The 14,883-nt window shown below is 69.7% G+C and carries 19 protein-coding genes and 1 pseudogene; 9 read left to right on the top strand and 11 right to left on the bottom strand.

Annotation, left to right across the window (positions count from 1 at the left end):
* Nucleotides 1–10 precede the first annotated feature (10 nt).
* On the top strand, nt 11–724 hold the full coding sequence (locus tag ACM6LU_RS15880; RefSeq protein WP_414938436.1) for an ANTAR domain-containing protein: 714 nt from the start codon (nt 11–13) through the stop codon (nt 722–724).
* Nucleotides 725–751: 27 nt separating this feature from the next.
* Here ACM6LU_RS15880 and fahA read toward each other — a convergent pair whose 3' ends face one another.
* The 3 genes from fahA to ACM6LU_RS15865 all read right to left on the bottom strand — a co-directional run bounded on the left by fahA (nt 752) and on the right by ACM6LU_RS15865 (nt 3,400).
* On the bottom strand, nt 752–1,933 hold the full coding sequence (gene fahA / locus ACM6LU_RS15875) for a fumarylacetoacetase (RefSeq protein ID WP_414938435.1): 1,182 nt from the start codon (nt 1,931–1,933) through the stop codon (nt 752–754).
* Nucleotides 1,930–2,775 carry a hypothetical protein gene (locus ACM6LU_RS15870; protein WP_414938434.1) on the bottom strand — a complete coding sequence of 282 codons (846 nt, stop codon included), beginning with the start codon at nt 2,773–2,775 and terminating at the stop codon, nt 1,930–1,932. The genes fahA and ACM6LU_RS15870 overlap by 4 nt, the downstream gene beginning before the upstream one ends.
* A gap of 91 nt (nt 2,776–2,866) precedes the next feature.
* Nucleotides 2,867–3,400, bottom strand: a complete 534-nt coding sequence (locus tag ACM6LU_RS15865; RefSeq protein ID WP_414938433.1) for a MarR family winged helix-turn-helix transcriptional regulator — start codon at nt 3,398–3,400, stop codon at nt 2,867–2,869.
* 139 nt (nt 3,401–3,539) lie between these two features.
* Here ACM6LU_RS15865 and ACM6LU_RS15860 point away from each other — a divergent pair, with 139 nt between their 5' ends.
* The 3 genes from ACM6LU_RS15860 to ACM6LU_RS15850 are packed head-to-tail and all read left to right on the top strand — an operon-like array spanning nt 3,540 to nt 6,144.
* Nucleotides 3,540–4,154, top strand: coding sequence for a DUF1989 domain-containing protein (locus ACM6LU_RS15860; RefSeq protein ID WP_414938432.1), 615 nt, complete (start codon nt 3,540–3,542; stop codon nt 4,152–4,154).
* The gene (locus ACM6LU_RS15855; RefSeq protein ID WP_414938431.1) at nt 4,151–5,278 is read left to right on the top strand and encodes an NADH:flavin oxidoreductase; all 1,128 of its coding nucleotides are present in this window, start codon (nt 4,151–4,153) and stop codon (nt 5,276–5,278) included. The genes ACM6LU_RS15860 and ACM6LU_RS15855 overlap by 4 nt, the downstream gene beginning before the upstream one ends.
* Complete coding sequence (locus ACM6LU_RS15850) at nt 5,275–6,144, top strand: polysaccharide deacetylase family protein (RefSeq protein WP_414938430.1); 870 nt, start codon at nt 5,275–5,277, stop codon at nt 6,142–6,144. Before ACM6LU_RS15855 ends, ACM6LU_RS15850 begins: the two co-directional genes overlap by 4 nt.
* Before the next feature lie 36 nt (nt 6,145–6,180).
* On the opposite strand, the gene ACM6LU_RS15845 is transcribed toward ACM6LU_RS15850, so the two are convergent.
* The gene (locus ACM6LU_RS15845; RefSeq protein WP_414938429.1) at nt 6,181–7,749 is read right to left on the bottom strand and encodes a PucR family transcriptional regulator; all 1,569 of its coding nucleotides are present in this window, start codon (nt 7,747–7,749) and stop codon (nt 6,181–6,183) included.
* A gap of 116 nt (nt 7,750–7,865) precedes the next feature.
* Here ACM6LU_RS15845 and ACM6LU_RS15840 point away from each other — a divergent pair, with 116 nt between their 5' ends.
* From ACM6LU_RS15840 to ACM6LU_RS15830, 3 genes are read left to right on the top strand one after another with little or no spacing between them, the layout of a single operon-like run.
* Nucleotides 7,866–9,050: a serine/threonine-protein kinase gene (locus ACM6LU_RS15840; protein WP_414938428.1), complete on the top strand. Its 1,185-nt coding sequence runs from the start codon at nt 7,866–7,868 to the stop codon at nt 9,048–9,050.
* 56 nt (nt 9,051–9,106) lie between these two features.
* On the top strand, nt 9,107–9,733 hold the full coding sequence (locus ACM6LU_RS15835) for a ClpP family protease (protein WP_414938427.1): 627 nt from the start codon (nt 9,107–9,109) through the stop codon (nt 9,731–9,733).
* The gene (locus ACM6LU_RS15830) at nt 9,730–10,320 is read left to right on the top strand and encodes a ClpP family protease (protein WP_414938426.1); all 591 of its coding nucleotides are present in this window, start codon (nt 9,730–9,732) and stop codon (nt 10,318–10,320) included. Before ACM6LU_RS15835 ends, ACM6LU_RS15830 begins: the two co-directional genes overlap by 4 nt.
* On the opposite strand, the gene ACM6LU_RS15825 is transcribed toward ACM6LU_RS15830, so the two are convergent.
* The 7 genes and pseudogenes from ACM6LU_RS15825 to ACM6LU_RS15795 all read right to left on the bottom strand — a co-directional run.
* Nucleotides 10,317–10,655 carry a helix-turn-helix domain-containing protein gene (locus ACM6LU_RS15825; RefSeq protein ID WP_414938425.1) on the bottom strand — a complete coding sequence of 113 codons (339 nt, stop codon included), beginning with the start codon at nt 10,653–10,655 and terminating at the stop codon, nt 10,317–10,319. The two genes, ACM6LU_RS15830 and ACM6LU_RS15825, sit on opposite strands and share 4 nt — an antisense overlap.
* Before the next feature lie 127 nt (nt 10,656–10,782).
* Nucleotides 10,783–10,959, bottom strand: a complete 177-nt coding sequence (locus ACM6LU_RS15820; RefSeq protein ID WP_414938424.1) for a CsbD family protein — start codon at nt 10,957–10,959, stop codon at nt 10,783–10,785.
* 96 nt (nt 10,960–11,055) lie between these two features.
* Entirely contained in the window at nt 11,056–11,448 is a 393-nt protein-coding gene (locus ACM6LU_RS15815; RefSeq protein WP_414938423.1) for an ATP-binding protein, read from the bottom strand.
* An 85-nt stretch (nt 11,449–11,533) separates the two neighbouring features.
* Nucleotides 11,534–11,740 carry a hypothetical protein gene (locus ACM6LU_RS15810; protein ID WP_414938422.1) on the bottom strand — a complete coding sequence of 69 codons (207 nt, stop codon included), beginning with the start codon at nt 11,738–11,740 and terminating at the stop codon, nt 11,534–11,536.
* The gene (locus ACM6LU_RS15805; RefSeq protein ID WP_414938421.1) at nt 11,737–12,159 is read right to left on the bottom strand and encodes an ATP-binding protein; all 423 of its coding nucleotides are present in this window, start codon (nt 12,157–12,159) and stop codon (nt 11,737–11,739) included. Before ACM6LU_RS15805 ends, ACM6LU_RS15810 begins: the two co-directional genes overlap by 4 nt.
* A gap of 225 nt (nt 12,160–12,384) precedes the next feature.
* Complete coding sequence (locus ACM6LU_RS15800) at nt 12,385–12,735, bottom strand: hypothetical protein (RefSeq protein ID WP_414938583.1); 351 nt, start codon at nt 12,733–12,735, stop codon at nt 12,385–12,387.
* Nucleotides 12,736–12,871: 136 nt separating this feature from the next.
* Nucleotides 12,872–13,675, bottom strand: a pseudogene (locus ACM6LU_RS15795) (MFS transporter); the annotation flags it as partial.
* Between the two features lie 88 nt (nt 13,676–13,763).
* On the opposite strand from ACM6LU_RS15795, the gene ACM6LU_RS15790 reads away from it, so the two are divergent.
* Both ACM6LU_RS15790 and ACM6LU_RS15785 read left to right on the top strand, forming a co-directional pair.
* Nucleotides 13,764–14,162 carry a helix-turn-helix transcriptional regulator gene (locus ACM6LU_RS15790; RefSeq protein WP_414938420.1) on the top strand — a complete coding sequence of 133 codons (399 nt, stop codon included), beginning with the start codon at nt 13,764–13,766 and terminating at the stop codon, nt 14,160–14,162.
* An 83-nt stretch (nt 14,163–14,245) separates the two neighbouring features.
* On the top strand, nt 14,246–14,773 hold the full coding sequence (locus ACM6LU_RS15785) for an EF-hand domain-containing protein (protein ID WP_414938419.1): 528 nt from the start codon (nt 14,246–14,248) through the stop codon (nt 14,771–14,773).
* The last annotated feature ends 110 nt before the right edge of the window (nt 14,774–14,883 follow it).

Here is a 14,883-nt window from a genome sequence, read left to right as displayed (position 1 = left end):
GGTGGCGACAGTGGACGGTCGGCGCCGAAAGCGGCTGTGGCGGCTCGTCACCGAACGGGTGGCGGACCGGGACCCTGGCACCGGGTGGGTGGGTGTCGTCTGCGCGGTCGCCGTCGGGGAACTCGACGTCGACGGTTCGGCGGTCTCCCTGCGCCTGCGGGACAACGACCAGGAACTGGTGGCCGCGGACGGCCCGTGGGCCACGTCGCTGGAAGAACTGCAGTACACGGTTGGCGAAGGCCCCGGCGTCGAAGCCTTCGCCGTCGGTGATCCCGTGCTGGTCGACGAACTCGTCAGCGGCGAACAACGCTGGCCGGGGTTCGCCGACGGGGCAGCGGCGAGCGGAGTCGGCGCGGCGTTCGCGTTCCCGCTGGGAGTCGGCGCTCTGCGGCTCGGCACCCTGGACCTCTACCGCCGCGAGCCCGGAACACTGGGCCAGGAGGGGCTGGGCGACGCGCTCGCACTGGCCACCATCGCCACGACGGCGCTGCTCACCGACAGCAACGGCGGCGACCCGAACGCGCGATGGGCTCGGCACGACGTCGCGGGCCACTACGACGACGTGAACGTGGCCACGGGGATGCTGGCCACCGACCTACGGATCAGTCTGGAAAACGCCATGCTGCGGTTGCGCGCCCACGCCTTCAGTCACCGGCTTCCGGTGACCGAAGTCGCGCGAGCGGTGCTCAACCGGCAATTGCGCTTCGACGCTCCGCGGGAATGAGCCGGATTCGGCCGAGACCGCAACCAGTCACCTACTCGCGGACGGCAGCACGCGGCCCCGGACCTCGCCGAACCCGATCCGCCCGCCGCCCGCGCCCGGCGCGGTCCCGGTGATCACGACCTCGTCCCCGTCCAGCAGGAAGGTGCGCTCCTCCCCCTTCACCGTGAGCGGTTCCTTACCACCCCAAGACAATTCGAGGAACGCGCCGCGCTGGTGCTTCTCCGGTCCGGAAATCGTTCCGGAGCCGTACAGGTCTCCCGTACGCGACGACGCGCCGTTGACCGTCAGGTGCGCGAGCATCTGGGCGGGCGACCAGTACATCTCGCGGAAGGGCGGACGGCTGACCTCCTCGCCGTTCCATTCGACGACCAGGTCGATGTCGAGGCCCCACGGGTCGCTCTCACGCAGGTACGACAGCGGCACCGGATCCGTCTGGCCCGGCAGTGGGATCCGCGCGGCCTCCAGTGCCAGGATCGGTACCACCCAAGGAGAGATCGAAGTCGCGAAGCTCTTGCCGAGGTGCGGGCCCAGCGGAACGTATTCCCATGCCTGGATGTCGCGGGCCGACCAGTCGTTGAGCAGGACCGCGCCGAAAACGTGGCGGGGGAAGTCGTCCGGGGCGATCGGGGTGTGCAGCGGGGTTCCGGTGCCGACGACGAAACCCAGTTCCGCCTCGATGTCCAGCCGCGTGCTCGGCCCGAACACCGGCACCGTGTCGACGGGGGCCTTGCGCTGACCGCTCGGGCGCACGATGTCCGTGCCGGAGACCAGGACCGTGCCGGACCGTCCGTGGTAGCCGACCGGGAGGTGCTTCCAGTTGGGCAGCAACGGTTCCGCGTCGGGGCGGAACAACCGGCCGACGTTCGACGCGTGGTGCTCGGAGGCGTAGAAGTCGACGTAGTCCGCGACCTCGATCGGCAGGTGCAGGGTCACCCGCCCGACGGGATGCACCGCACCGTCGGGGACTTCACCGGAGACCAGCTCGCGGATCCGCTCCCGGACCGCCACCCAGCGGTCGTATCCCTGCGCCATGAACGGGTTCAGCGACGGCGCGGCGAAGACGTCGTCGTCGAGCGCCGCGGCCAGGTCGAGGACCGAGTCACCGACACGCACGCCGACGCGGGCGGGATCGCCGTCGACGGAGAACACACCGTAGGGCAGGTTTTCGATCCCGAACAACGAGCCGTCGGGGATGTCGATCGTGGTCATGCCTCTCCTCGGGGCGTCTCGAGCAGGCCGAGTCCGGCCAGCTCGATCAGGGGGTCGGTGATGCTGCAGGTGCCGAACGACGTGAAGCCCGCGCGGGCGGCGGCGACCCGGTCCGCGTCCAGTGCCAGCAGGCGCGCGGCGACGACAGCACCGTCCCGCTCGGCGAGCAGGGCTTCGGGGTCGCCGTCGGCGTGGAGGACGGCGTCGGTGGCGAGCAGCAGGTTCAGGAACCCGTGCTGTTCGAAGCCGGTCTCCGGATCGGTGTTGCGGAGCGCGTGGTGCAGCCCGGCGGTGGCCTTGAACGGAACGTCCGCGCCGACGGCCGCCCGGACCGCGGCGGCGAGTTCGGCCTCGTCGGGATACAGCTCGGCCCGGACGCCTCCGGTGCGGAACTTCGCGCGGTGACCGGTTCCGGAAAGGGCGGTCAGCAACGGGACGCGCCGGTCGTCACGCGGGATTTCGACGTGAACCGGTGCGGTGGCGGCGGAAATCGCGGCGAGCACCTCGTCCGGTCCCATGCCGTCCGGCACGGCGATTTCGAGCGCGTCGAGGTTCACCGGCAGCGCGGCGACGGCCTTGAGCACGCCGTCGAGTTGCGCGGGCCCACCCGGCAGCGTCACCGAGACCGGCAAGGGGACTTCCCGCCCCCCGAGGACACCGTCGAGGTCGTCGAGTGCCGTGGCGGCGACCACCAGCGGCCCGACGAGGCCGGCGTACCAGGCGGCGACGTGCTCGTCGTGCGCGACGACGGCGTCCGGCAGTGGAGCCAAACCCGGTGGGAACACCGCGGCGTCGTCGCACAGCCCGGCGAAGAGCGCGGGAATCCGCCCGCCGTCCACCATGGTCTCCTCCTCGCCGATTTAGTTCACACTTTGACTAACTGCTGGGCAGCGTAGTCCGGTCCTCCGGGGGCATGAAAGAGGCTGAAGGGGACTACTTGCGGCTGCGGGTGCCGAACTCGGCACGGCTCGTGATCAGCTTGCCCAGCAGCATCACCAGGATGCGCTGCTCGGTCTCGGTCAAGGCGTTCGTCCAGCCGAACTCGCGCTCGTTGTGCTCACGGAAGACCGAGACCATCTCCTCGTGCCCGGCCTCGGTCAGCGAGAGCTGTACGGACCGGCCGTCCCGTTCGTCCGGGACCCGGTGGAGCATCCCCTCCGCGACCAGCGACTTCACCAGATTCGACACCGCCGCCCTGCTCATCCCGGTCAGCCGCGCCGCGCTCGTCGGTTCGAGCGGACCGGCGAGCCAGACGACGAACAGCAGCCGGAACGCCGACCAAGACCGGCCGCGCGGCCGGTGCACGGCGGCTTCGAGGTCATAAGTGACCAGGTCGGAGGCCCGATTGAGGGTCAGCAGCACCTCGGTCGCCAGCTGGTGCCGGAAGCCGTACTCCTGCGCGAGCCGCTGGTTGGCCAGCGCCACGAACGACCAGAAGTCCAGCCGGGCCGCGTCCACGTCTTCCATCGCCGAACATTAACCTCTCCTCGTGAAACTGGTCAAAGTCGAAACTAGTTTCCGCAAATAGCGATACCTCCATCAGCAAGCCATGATCATAGAGATTCCTCCATGGCACGTAGCCCGCCCGAACCGGTTTGCTGAAGACATGACCAGAACGGAAGTACCGCCGGGGACCGCCCGGGCCGTGCGAGTGGCCGCGGGTGACCTCGTGCGAGTGATCGACGTCGAAGGAGGCCAGGTCGGTGACGTGTTCGCGTTCAAGGACAGCGGACGCGAACTGGCCGAGCATCACAGCGCGGCGCACACTCGCGCGGCGATCGACCGGCTGTTCCCCACCCTCGGCGAGTCCTTCGTGACCGACCGGCGCCGCCCGATCCTGACCCTGGTCGAGGACACCTCCCCCGGCGAGCACGACATGCTCATCCCGGCCTGCGACCCGGCAAGGTACGCCGCGCTGGGGGCTCAGAAACACCGGTCCTGCGCGGAGAACCTGCGCGAGGCGCTGGCCGGAGCCGGACTGAGCTTCACCGGTCCGACCCCACAGCCGATCAACGTCTTCATGCGAATCCCGGTCGGCGAGGACGGGCGGCTGAGCTGGCTCACCGCGTCTTCCCTGCCCGGCGACGCGGTGACCCTGTGGGCCGAACTGGACTGCGTGGTCGTGGTCTCCGCCTGCCCGCAGGATCTCGTGAGCATCAGCGACGCCGGACTCTCCCCGCTCGCCATCGAAACCGTCCACAATGGAGGAACCCTGTCATGACCACCACCGTCGAACACGCCCATCCCGCGCTCGCCCCGATCACACTCGGCGGCCTGGCGCTGCGCAATCGCTACGCCGTCGCCCCCATGACCCGCGTCTCGGCGCGGCCCGACGGCACCCCGACCGGCGAGATGGCCGACTACTACGCCGAATTCGCCCGCGGCGGCTTCGGCCTGGTGTTCAGCGAGGGCACCTACCCCGACACCGCGGCCAGCCAGGGCTATCTCAACCAGCCGGGCCTCGCGGGTGACGAGCACGTCGCGGGCTGGCGCGTCGTCACCGCCGGAGTGCGCGCGGCGGGCGGCCGGATGATCGCCCAGCTCATGCACGCCGGGGCGATCACCCAGGGAAATCCGCATCAGGACCACACCGTCGGCCCGTCGGCCGTCCAGCCACGCGGGGAGAAGATGAGCGCGTACGGCGGTTCCGGGCCGTGGCCCGTACCCCGGGAGTTGTCCCCCGCCGAGATCGACGACGTCGTCGCAGGCTTCGCGGCGGCGGCCGAACGCGCCCGTCAGGCCGGGTTCGACGGCGTCGAGGTGCACTCGGCCAACGGCTACCTGCTCGACCAGTTCCTCACCGACTACACCAATCAGCGCACCGACGAATACGGTGGCCCGGTCGCCAACCGGATCCGACTGACCGCCCGCGTCGTGACCGCCGTCGCCGAAGCCGTGCCGGATCTGCTGACCGGGGTGCGGCTGTCGCAGACGAAGGTCAACGACTTCACCTACCGCTGGCCCGGCGGCCGCGACGACGCCGAGGTGATCTTCGCGGCGGTCGCCGAGGCGGGTGCCGGCTACCTGCACATCGCCAGCGAGGGCCGGAACTGGCTGGAGACGGCGAGGCTGGCCGGCGGTGGCACGCTCACCTCCCTCGCCCGGCGGGTCACCGGTCTGCCGGTGATCGCGAACGGCGGGATGCACGACCTCACCCAGGCGCACGAGGTGCTCGCCGGCGGGCACGCCGACCTGCTTTCACTCGGCCACGGCGCGCTGGCCAACCCCGATCTGCCCGCCCGCGTCGCCGCGGCGGAACCCCTGGAAGAATTCGACCGGGCGATGGTCTCCCCGACGGTCACGGTGGCGAACGCGCGCCGCTGGCGGGAGAGTCGGCAAGCGTGACGGAAACCAGCTGGCACGGCGGCGCGGCCGCGGTGGCGACCCTGACCTTCGACGTGGACGCGGAGTCCCCGATCCTCGCGCGAGGCCGGGGCTACGCCGAGCACCTGTCGACCATGTCGCATCAGGCGTACGGGCCACGGGTCGGGGTGCCGCGCATCCTCGACCTGCTCGACGAACTGGCCGTACCGGCGACGTTCTTCGTACCGGGCTGGGTCGCCGAACAGCGGCCCGGCCTGGCCGCCGCGATCGTGGAGCGCGGCCACGAGGTGGCCCACCACTCCTACAGCCACCGGCCGCCGACCGCGATGACCGCGGCCGAGCAGCGGGCCGATTTCGAGCGCGGCATGGCGGTCTTCGCGAGCCAGGGCATCGAGATCAGCGGGCATCGCGCGGCGGGCTGGGAGTCCACCTGGGACACTCCGGGGCTGGTGGCCGAGTACGGGCTGAGCTACGACTCGTCGCTGATGGCCGACGACCGGCCGTACCTCATCGAAACCGAGGCGGGCCGGATCGCCGAGCTGCCGGTGCACTGGTCGCTCGACGACTGGGAGCAGTACGCGTTCCTTCCCGCGCCGCAGATCGGCTCGGTGATCACCTCACCGGTGCGGGTACTGGAGATGTGGCGCGCGGAGCTGGACGCGATGCGCCGCTACCACTGCCTGTTCAACCTGTGCCTGCACCCGTTCCTATCGGGCAGGCCGGGACGGCTGGCCGCCGTACGGGCGCTCATCGAGTTCGGGCTCGGTCTCGGCGACGTCCGGTTCGCCCGGTGCCGGGACGTGGCGGCCGCGGCGCTGGCCGACCCGGCTCTGCCCGCGGAACCCTTGCGACGCCTGGAGATCGACCCGGCGGTCTACCCGGACTAGCTTGAGTTCCAACCTGCGGGCGGGTTGCAATTCAAGCTAGTCAGTCGACATCGAAGCCGCTTCCAGCGCCAGGAACAGGTCGACCCGGTCCGCGGTGCGCCCGACGTCGCGGCCGGTCAGCTCGGTGACCTTGGCCAGCCGGTTACGCAAGGTGTTGACGTGCACGAAAAGGGCGGCGGCGGTGGCCGCCCACTGGCCGTCGTGGTCGAGAAACGCCCGCAGGGTCGTCTCCAGGTCGCCGTCGCGGGCGCGGTCGTGCTCGCGCAGCGGGCCGAGCAGGGCCTCGGCGAAAGTGTGCCGCCACTGCTCGTCGTGCGACTCCAGCAGCAGCCGATAGCTGCCGAGTTCGGCGAAACTCGCCGCCACCGGCCCGCCGCGCCTGCCGCGGAGCACGCGGCAGGCTTCGCGGCTGCGCGACAGCGGCGTGCGCAGTTCGGCCGCGCCGGACACGGGGTCGGCCAACCCGACCACGACGCGCCCGCCGCCGAACCGATGCGACACCGCCGCCGCCAGCCGGGGCGCGAAGGCAGCGGGCGACTGCGTTCCCGAACGCCATGGCAGCACCGCCACGACGTCCCGGCTGCCCGCCGCCACGACCGCGGGCAACCCGTCCGCCAGCAGGAAATCCGTCACGGCCTCAGCCATCCCCGGCAGGGTCGCGGTGTCGTCGTCGCCCGCGAACGCCAGCGCGAGCACCGTCAGCGGCCCGTCCGGATCGACCCCGAAAGCACGCAGCCTGCCGGGCACCTCCGCGACGCGCTGCGCGCCCGAGAGGACCATGTCCAGCAACTCGACGGCGAACCGCATCTCGATGGCCTGCACCGCCTGATGCCGGGCCACCTCCAGGCTGAGGTAGCGGGCGGTCTGCTCCAGCGCGTCCCGCTCCCCCTGCGTCAGCTCGGCCGCTGGGCGCAGGCAGAGCAGCACGGCGTCCGCGTCGCCGATCGCGCCGACCAGGAACAGCGCCGCCCGCGTCCCCGCGCCCAGCTCCGCCTCCAACGGCGGCGGATGACCGGCCAAGGCCTCCGCCGCGGCGCGCAGTTGTCCGGCGTCCAGCTCGGCACCGGCCGCCGCCAGCTCGCGACCCATCCGGTCCACGACCACCAGTGGAAGCTCGTGCTCCCGGCGAAGGACCGCGAGCACCCCGGAAGCGCCGTCGCCTCTCGACAAGGCCGAGGTCAGCTCGTCCCCTCGCCGTACCAGCGACATCAGCGCGTTCTGCCTGCCCCTGGCCTGGATCGCCGCCGCCGCGCGGGTGACCGCCGTGAACGGCACCGCTATCGAGATCTCCAGCAGGGGCAGCGCGGCTTCCCGGCACGCCTCGGCGAGCGCCGCCGGAGTGTCGCGTTGTTCCACGCGCAGGCCGAAGATGATCCCCGCCGCTCCCGCGCGGACCACCCGTTCGACGAAGTCCGCCGGGCCGGTGCGGTCCAGCCACAGGCCGTTGGTCAGCACGACCTCGCGCTCGCGCACGTACGGCGCGGGGTCGGGCAGCTCGGTGTTGTGCACCCACAGCACCTGCTCGGCCAGTGCCCCGTCACGGCCGGGGACGACCACCCGCAGTTCGAGATCCGGGTCCGCGACCAGCGCCGCCAAGCTCAGCATGGCTGTGAATATATCCAGCCGAATCCGTCCATTATGGATGATCGGCCATTTCATCGGTTTTTCATGATCGCCGGTTAGCGTGCGTCGAAGACACTGCGGGATCGAGGAGACGAACTGTGACGGCAGTTTCACGCACGATCGCCGGGCGCTACACCCTGCTCGAAGAGCTGGGTCGCGACGGGACGGCCGTGCTGTGGCGAGCTGAGGACGAGTCGAATGGTCGTCAGGTCGCGCTCAGGGCGTTGCCATCGGCCGCGGCCTTCGAACAGCTCCGCCGCGAAGCTCTCGTCGCCCTGAATCATCCTTCGGCGGAAACCGTCCACGATGTGGCGGAGGCGGAGGACGGGGCGGCGTTCTTAGTGACGGAACTCCCGGAGGGTCGGCCTCTGCGGGACCTCGGCACGCTGTCCCCGAGTGCGCTGGCCGGTATCGGCGGTCAGGTGCTCGGCGCGCTGGAAGCCGCGCATACGGCGGGAATCGTGCACGGTGACGTGCGGCCCGCGAACATCCTGGTGCGCCAGGACGGCACGGTGAAACTGACCGGCTTCGGGCTCGACCCGACCGGTTCACCGGCTTTCCTCGCCCCCGAAAGGATCGCGGGGCACGAAGCCACTCCTCACTCCGACCTCTGGTCGCTCGGAGTGACGCTGCTCAGCGTGAGCGAGGGCGGGAATCCCTTCCACCGGGAGAACTTCGCGGCGACGCTGTATGCGGTGATCAACGATGAGCCACGGCCGGTCCGGACCCACGGACCGCTGGCCGCGCTCATCAAGGGCCTGCTGGCGAAATCACCGCGAGCGCGGATGCTCCCGGACCAGGCGCGGCCGCTACTGGCGCGGGTCACCGATCATCCGGTGCCCGTCCTGCCCGTGCCACCGCGGCCCGCACCCGGCCTGACCATGCCTTCCGTGTTCGCGATCCTGGCGGGGGTGGCTGGGATGCTGCTCGGTTTCTTCCTGCTGGGCGACGCGATGCTGATCCACCGGGTGTACTACCTGTTCGACCTGCTGTACCCGCCGCTCCTGATCGCCCGTGTCGGCATCGTCCTTGCCGGGGTGCTTTCGGTGGCCGGCGGTGCGCTCCTGCTCGCCAGGGTCCGCCCCGGGCAGGTCATGATCAGCGTTTCCGCCGGGTTGACGCTGCTCAGCGTGCTTCTGCTGAACGCGACCGACGACGAGCAGGAGTACTTCGCCCGCGCGCTGCAACCGGGTCTCACCCTCGATCTCGTCGCCCTCGCCTCCGTCGTCGTCCTGACGCTCGCCGTCTGGTTCGTCCCGGCCCGGCGTCCTGCTGTGGGCTGATCCGCTCACAGCAGAGAAACCGGCGGACGGCGGGTCCCCGGCGGCAGGGTCGGGGCATGAGCGACTACGAGAAGCAACCACTCTTCGACCAACGCCTCCGGGAACGGTTCTTCAGCCAGCGCGTGCTGGTCCTCGACGGCGCGCTCGACGACGACAACGGGACGGTGCTCACCACCCAGCTGCTGTCGCTGGCGAGCGAGGATCCCCGCAAGGACATCGCCTTGTGGATCCACTCGCCGGGTGGTTCGGTCCCCTCGATGCTCGCCATCCGCGACGTGATGCGGCTCGTGCCGTGCGACGTCGCCACCCTCGCGCTGGGACTGGCGTGCAGTGCCGGGCAGTTCCTGCTGTCGGCGGGGGCCAAGGGTAAACGGTTCGCCCTGCCGCACGCGCGGATCCTGATGCACCAGGGTTCGGCGGGCATCGGCGGCTCGGCCGTCGAGGTGGAGGTGCAGGCGGACGACCTGCGCTACACGCGGGACACGGTGCTCGGCCTGATTTCCGACGACACCGGGCAGCCCATCGAGCGGATCTTCGCCGACTCCCTGCACGATCGCTGGTTCACCACGGACCAGGCGCGCGAATACGGGTTCATCGACCACATCGTCGAAAGCCTCGACCAGGTCGTCCCCGTGCGCACCCACAAACTCGGCCTCGGCTCGGAAAGGACTGTCGGCGCATGAGCACCTACACCATCCCCAACGTCATCTCCCGCAGTCCCGCCGGCGAGCGGATCATGGACGTCTACTCGCATCTGCTGTCGGAGCGGATCATCTACCTCGGGACCGCGATCGACTCCGGTGTGGCGAACGCGTTGATCACCCAGCTGCTCTACCTGGAGGCGGACAACCCGGAGCAGGAGATCAACCTTTACATCAACAGCGAGGGCGGCGACCCGTCCGCGATGCTCGCGCTGTACGACACCATGCGCTTCATCAAGGCGCCGGTGGCGACGACCTGTGTCGGCCAGGCCGTCGCGGCGGGCGCGATCCTGCTGGCCGCGGGCGAGGCAGGGCGCCGGTTCGTGCTGCCCCACACCCGGGTGGTGCTGCACCAGCCGGCGGCTCAGGGCCGCGGCACCATCCCGGACCTCATCCTCCAGGCCGACGAGGTGGTGCGAGTGCGGACGCAGCTCGAGGAGATCCTGTCCTCGCACACCGGCCGCGCCGTCTCGGATCTCCGGCACGACACCGACCGGGACCGCGTGTTCGACGCGGCGGGCGCCGTCGCCTACGGGCTCGCGGACAGCGTGCTCGACAGTCGGGACTAGGCGGCCATGAGCACGGGTCCCGCCGGACGACGGCCGACCGCGAGACCCGTGCTGCCGCCCCGCCGGACCGTTCCCGCGATACCGAAGAGCAGATCCGCGAAATCGATCCCGAGCGCACCGGTGACCGCGGCGATCATCTCGCTGGACGGCTCTTTGCGGCCGCGCTCGATCTCCGAGAGGTACTGCGGCGAGATGCCGGCGCGTTCCGCGATGTCGATGAGGCGGCCGCCCTGTTCCTCCCTCGCCGCGCGCAGGCTCTGGCCCAGCACGTCACGCCACAGCGGTTCCGGCTCGGGATCCGCGCGCCTCTGCTGGAAAGGGAGAATGTCGGCCATACGGCCATCCTGACAGCGGGCCGGAGCCCGCGCGGGTCGTTCCGCTCAAGGCGAAACCCGGGTGGCCGCCGGGTCTCCGCACGCAGAAAAGGGCCCGCCCGAAGGCGGACCCTTTTTGACCACGAGGTCAGTCCCGAACGCCCTTCACGGCGTCCTTGAGCTTCTCACCGGCCTGCTTGACGTTGGCCTTGCCCTGCTCAGCCTTGCCTTCGGCCTGCCACTGCTCGTTGTCCGTGGCGTTTCCGACCGCTTCCTTGGCCTTGCCCTTGACTTCTTCGACCTTGTTCTCGGCTTTGTCGTTCATCAGGCCTCCATTCGTTGTCGTCCGCTACTTCTGGGTACCCGCCGGATCGATCTCGAAACGACCTGCTCGACGTGGCAACGGACACGTTTGAGTTCGTCAAGCCACGCGGAGCTCGGCCCACACGGTCTTGCCGTCGTCGCGCGGATCCTGACCCCACGTCGCCGCGCAGGCGTCGATGAGAGCCAAGCCGCGTCCACCGTTGTCCGAGGGCGGACGCGGGACAGCGGGTGTCCTGCCGGAGTCGTCGACCTCGATGCGCAGCCGGCCGGGTTGCCGCAGCAGGCGCACCCGCCGCGACCCCTTCCCGTGCCGCAAGGCGTTGGACACCAGTTCGTCCAGAACCAGGATGGTGTCCGCAAGGTCCTCTCCGGCGAGGTCCCGCAGTTCCGCACGCGCCCAGGCCCGTACCCGCGCCAGGTCGGTCAGGTCGTCGACGACGTCCAGGGACAGGACCTTGGCGACCACGGAAGAAGCCTGATCGGTGGGCACGGGGACCTCCCTGTTCTCTGCGGACCGTCGGGGATCTCGCGAACACCTAGTACCCCGAACGCCACGGAAATTAACGATCAAGCCCTTATCGCTCGCTACCGGTGTGGCCGCACGGGTAGACCGCGTTCGCGGCGAAGGCTTCACACGCTGGACAGTTGTTCACCGGCCGCTCGCGTCGGCCCCAGTAGGGACGGGTGGCCCCGCAGAGCGCGGTGACCAGGTCACCACGGCCGGGATCCGGAGTGCACACGGGACAGTAGGCGTGCGCGGCCCGCTCGATCTCGGCGGTCATCTGTCTCCTCCCGGAAGGTCGGTCGTCCAGGTCATGGTCACCGTGGTGCCGTCGCCCCGGTACCGGTAGTCGGAGTGATCCGCCAACCGAGCGATCAGCACCAGGCCTCGGCCGCGGATCGTGTCGGCGGGGTTCGCGGGCTTCCAGTTCCCGTAGTCGGTGACGACGATCTTGATCCCGTCCCGGTTCGAGGTGGCGTGGATGTCGATGACGCCGTCCAGGCCGTCCCGGTAGGCGTGTTCGGCGGAGTTGACCAGCGCCTCGTTGCTCGCCAGGACGATGTCCTCCCGCCGCTCCCTGTCCAGGCCGAGGCCGGTGAGCCACGCCGTCAGCTGTTTCCGGAGCCCGACGAGCCGTCCGGGTTCGGCCGGCACCTGATCGCGGAACTCCTCGTCGCTCCTGGCCCCAGATTCCGTCACCTGTCCATCTTGCCGGTGGACACGGGGTGCCGCCAGGCAGACGTCCGCCCGCATAGGGCGTTATACATACCTTCGACCCTGTTCATCGGGCGGCGGTCCCGAATCCGCGCGGTACACCTGACCGACTCCACGAATTCGCATCGGAGCCCATTTCGACCACCCGGCGAAAAGGAGTAATCGAATTTCTCATGGGCGTCGTGTTCATCGCACCGCTCGCCGTGCTGATCAACAAGCTGTTCGGCGTGCCCCATCTCTGGTGACGCTCCCCCGCTCCGGTCGGCGCACCTCCTCGTCCGCTCCGTCCCGAATCGTCCGCAAGGGGTTGACGAGGACGAACACCGCGCCGCAGCAGATGATTCCGGCCGACGCCACCAGTCCTGGCAAGATCCCGAAGACCGTGCCGACGAAGCCGGCGGCCAGGCCACCGAGTGTTCCGGTGCCGTAGACCACCGAGAGCGCGGTACCGTTGACGCGGCCCATCATCTCCGGCGGCGTAATGCGCTGGACCAGGCTGAGCACGTGGATACTGAAGACCGAGTCGGCGAAACCGATGAGGAACTGACTCACGATCAACATGGTCAGCCGTGGCGCCTTGCCCGCCTACGGGTAACAGCAGGAAACCCAGGCCGGTCAGCAGGATCGAAGTCGCCAACGTCCGGCCGAGGGTAAGCCTGCCGGCGATCGCGCCGGACGACACCGCGCCCAGGATGAGGCCCACCGTGCCGATCGCGAACGCGAGGCCGACGGCACCCGGGCTCAGCTTTCCCTGGTCGTAGGCGAAGACCAGCACGAGTGCGTTCGCCGTCGCAACGCCGAGATTCACCGTCGTGCTCGCGAACATCAGATTGCGCAGCCGGGTGTCGGACAGCAACACCGCCAGCCCCTCCCTGGCCTCCGCCAGCGCCGACCGCGGTTTCTCCGGCTTGACGACGGGCGACTCGCGGTGCCGCATCAGCAGCAGTGACACCAGCGAAGCGAGGAAGGACAGGGCGTCGGCCAGGATCGTGAGCGCGGCGCCGAGGATCTGCATCAGCCCGCCCGCGGCGGCCGCGCCACCGACCTCGGCGACCGCGCGGGAGGTCTGCAGCCGTTCGTTGCCCGCCACGATCCCGTCCGGTCCGGCGAGCACCGGCAGACAGGACTGGGCGGCGACTTCGAAGAAGACCGTCAGAACGCCGACCACCCCGGCGACCACGAACAACTGGCCGAGTGTGAGCACGCCGAACAGGGACACGACCGGGATCGACCCCATCGCCACCAGCCTGCCGACGTCGGCCCAGATCATCGTGCCGCGGTGTGAGAGCCGGTCGACCCACACCCCGGCCACCGAACCGATCAGCACGAACGGCACGAACCGCAGCGCGGCCAGCAGTCCGACATCCCAGGCTGTCCCGCCGAGACCGAGCAGGGCGACCGTCGGCAACGCTATCCGTGAAACCTTGTCGCCGAACGCGCTGATCGTCTGACCGATCCACAGGCGCCGGAAGTCGCCGGGGAAAGCGAAAGGTGAAGGCATCGAAATCCGATCATGAGAAGGGAAAATCAGCCTAAGATCCAATAGACGTCAGAGCCGGGTCGGTTATTCGAATTCGAGGAGAGCGGGAATGAGCCAGCGGTTGGTCGGTTCCGGGGGAATCGCGGGGATGACCCAGTTGCACCAGGCGGCACCGCTGGTCGAACGGCAGCACGCGATCATCGAACTGCTGCGGGTGCGGGCGCCGCGCCGGGTGGCGGGCGCGGACCTCGCGACGGCGACCGGGGTGAGCCTGCGGACCGTCGAACGCGACATCACCCGCCTGCGCGAAGCGGGCGTTCCCATCACCATCCGCCGTGGCCCTCGCGGCGGCTACGGCATCGACGCGCGGCCCGTGCTGCCGCCGCTCTCGCTGACCCCGGGCGAAGCCTCGGCGCTCATCGCCTCGCTGGTCGCCGTCGGCCCGTACACCTCGGCGGTGGCGCAGTCCGCGCTGGGCAAGATCCTCAGGGCGCTCGCCGGGAGATGATCCCGGCCGTCCCCCGATCGTGGTCCGCCGTGGCCCTGAATGGCCGATGTGCGCTAGGGCATCCGGTCCTATCGTTCGGACGCATGGCAAGCGACTTGCAGCGGCGCAAGATCTCGGGTGTCTTCGCTGCGATGGACCTCGACGGCGACGGTTTCCTGCAGGAGCAAGACTTTCAAGCCTTGGCCGAACGCTGGGCGGGAGTGCGCGGGCCCGGTGACGAGCAGCGCCTGACCGGCATCATGCTGAGCTGGTGGACGACCTTGCTCACGACGTCGGACCTGAACCGTGACAACAAGGTCACCCTCGACGAAGTCCTGCTGGTGGTGGACAAGCTGCCGGACACGCCCGAGGCCGTGACCGCGACCGCCGACGCGATGTTCGACGCGATCGACGAGAACCGGGACGGCCTGATCTCCGCGGTGGAGTACCGCCAGCTGATCGAGGTCTGGAACGGCCGCCCCACCGACACCGACGCCACGTTCCCGGTGCTGGACTCCGACGGCGACGGAATGCTGTCCCGGAACGAGTTCGCCGCGCTGTGGCTGGAATTCTGGGCGGGTGACGACGCCGAGGCGCCGGGCACCCTCGTCTTCGGACCACTCGCGGCCTGACGCCCCCCGGTACGGGTTTCCTTCAGTGCCCTGCTCCGGGTGACCGATGACGATCGGTGCGTCCTGTTCGACTCGCCCGCCCGGCGAATCCTCGAATCCTGGGGATTCCA

It is taken from the genome of Amycolatopsis sp. cmx-11-51 (genome assembly GCF_047608665.1).
Classification (GTDB): Bacteria; Actinomycetota; Actinomycetes; order Mycobacteriales; family Pseudonocardiaceae; genus Amycolatopsis.
This window is presented reverse-complemented; position numbering and strand designations above follow the sequence as displayed.

What these genes read in the sequence shown, in the direction of transcription:
- ACM6LU_RS15820 (WP_414938424.1), bottom strand. Translation starts at nt 10,959, where the DNA reads ATGAACGACAAAGCCGAGAACAAGGTCGAAGAAGTCAAGGGCAAGGCC.
- ACM6LU_RS15830 (WP_414938426.1), top strand. Translation starts at nt 9,730, where the DNA reads ATGAGCACCTACACCATCCCCAACGTCATCTCCCGCAGTCCCGCCGGC.
- ACM6LU_RS15865 (WP_414938433.1), bottom strand. Translation starts at nt 3,400, where the DNA reads ATGGAAGACGTGGACGCGGCCCGGCTGGACTTCTGGTCGTTCGTGGCG.
- ACM6LU_RS15800 (WP_414938583.1), bottom strand. Translation starts at nt 12,735, where the DNA reads ATGTTGATCGTGAGTCAGTTCCTCATCGGTTTCGCCGACTCGGTCTTC.
- ACM6LU_RS15785 (WP_414938419.1), top strand. Translation starts at nt 14,246, where the DNA reads ATGGCAAGCGACTTGCAGCGGCGCAAGATCTCGGGTGTCTTCGCTGCG.
- ACM6LU_RS15855 (WP_414938431.1), top strand. Translation starts at nt 4,151, where the DNA reads ATGACCACCACCGTCGAACACGCCCATCCCGCGCTCGCCCCGATCACA.
- ACM6LU_RS15810 (WP_414938422.1), bottom strand. Translation starts at nt 11,740, where the DNA reads ATGACCGCCGAGATCGAGCGGGCCGCGCACGCCTACTGTCCCGTGTGC.
- ACM6LU_RS15835 (WP_414938427.1), top strand. Translation starts at nt 9,107, where the DNA reads ATGAGCGACTACGAGAAGCAACCACTCTTCGACCAACGCCTCCGGGAA.
- ACM6LU_RS15845 (WP_414938429.1), bottom strand. Translation starts at nt 7,749, where the DNA reads ATGCTGAGCTTGGCGGCGCTGGTCGCGGACCCGGATCTCGAACTGCGG.
- ACM6LU_RS15860 (WP_414938432.1), top strand. Translation starts at nt 3,540, where the DNA reads ATGACCAGAACGGAAGTACCGCCGGGGACCGCCCGGGCCGTGCGAGTG.
- ACM6LU_RS15790 (WP_414938420.1), top strand. Translation starts at nt 13,764, where the DNA reads ATGAGCCAGCGGTTGGTCGGTTCCGGGGGAATCGCGGGGATGACCCAG.
- fahA (WP_414938435.1), bottom strand. Translation starts at nt 1,933, where the DNA reads ATGACCACGATCGACATCCCCGACGGCTCGTTGTTCGGGATCGAAAAC.
- ACM6LU_RS15870 (WP_414938434.1), bottom strand. Translation starts at nt 2,775, where the DNA reads ATGGTGGACGGCGGGCGGATTCCCGCGCTCTTCGCCGGGCTGTGCGAC.
- ACM6LU_RS15825 (WP_414938425.1), bottom strand. Translation starts at nt 10,655, where the DNA reads ATGGCCGACATTCTCCCTTTCCAGCAGAGGCGCGCGGATCCCGAGCCG.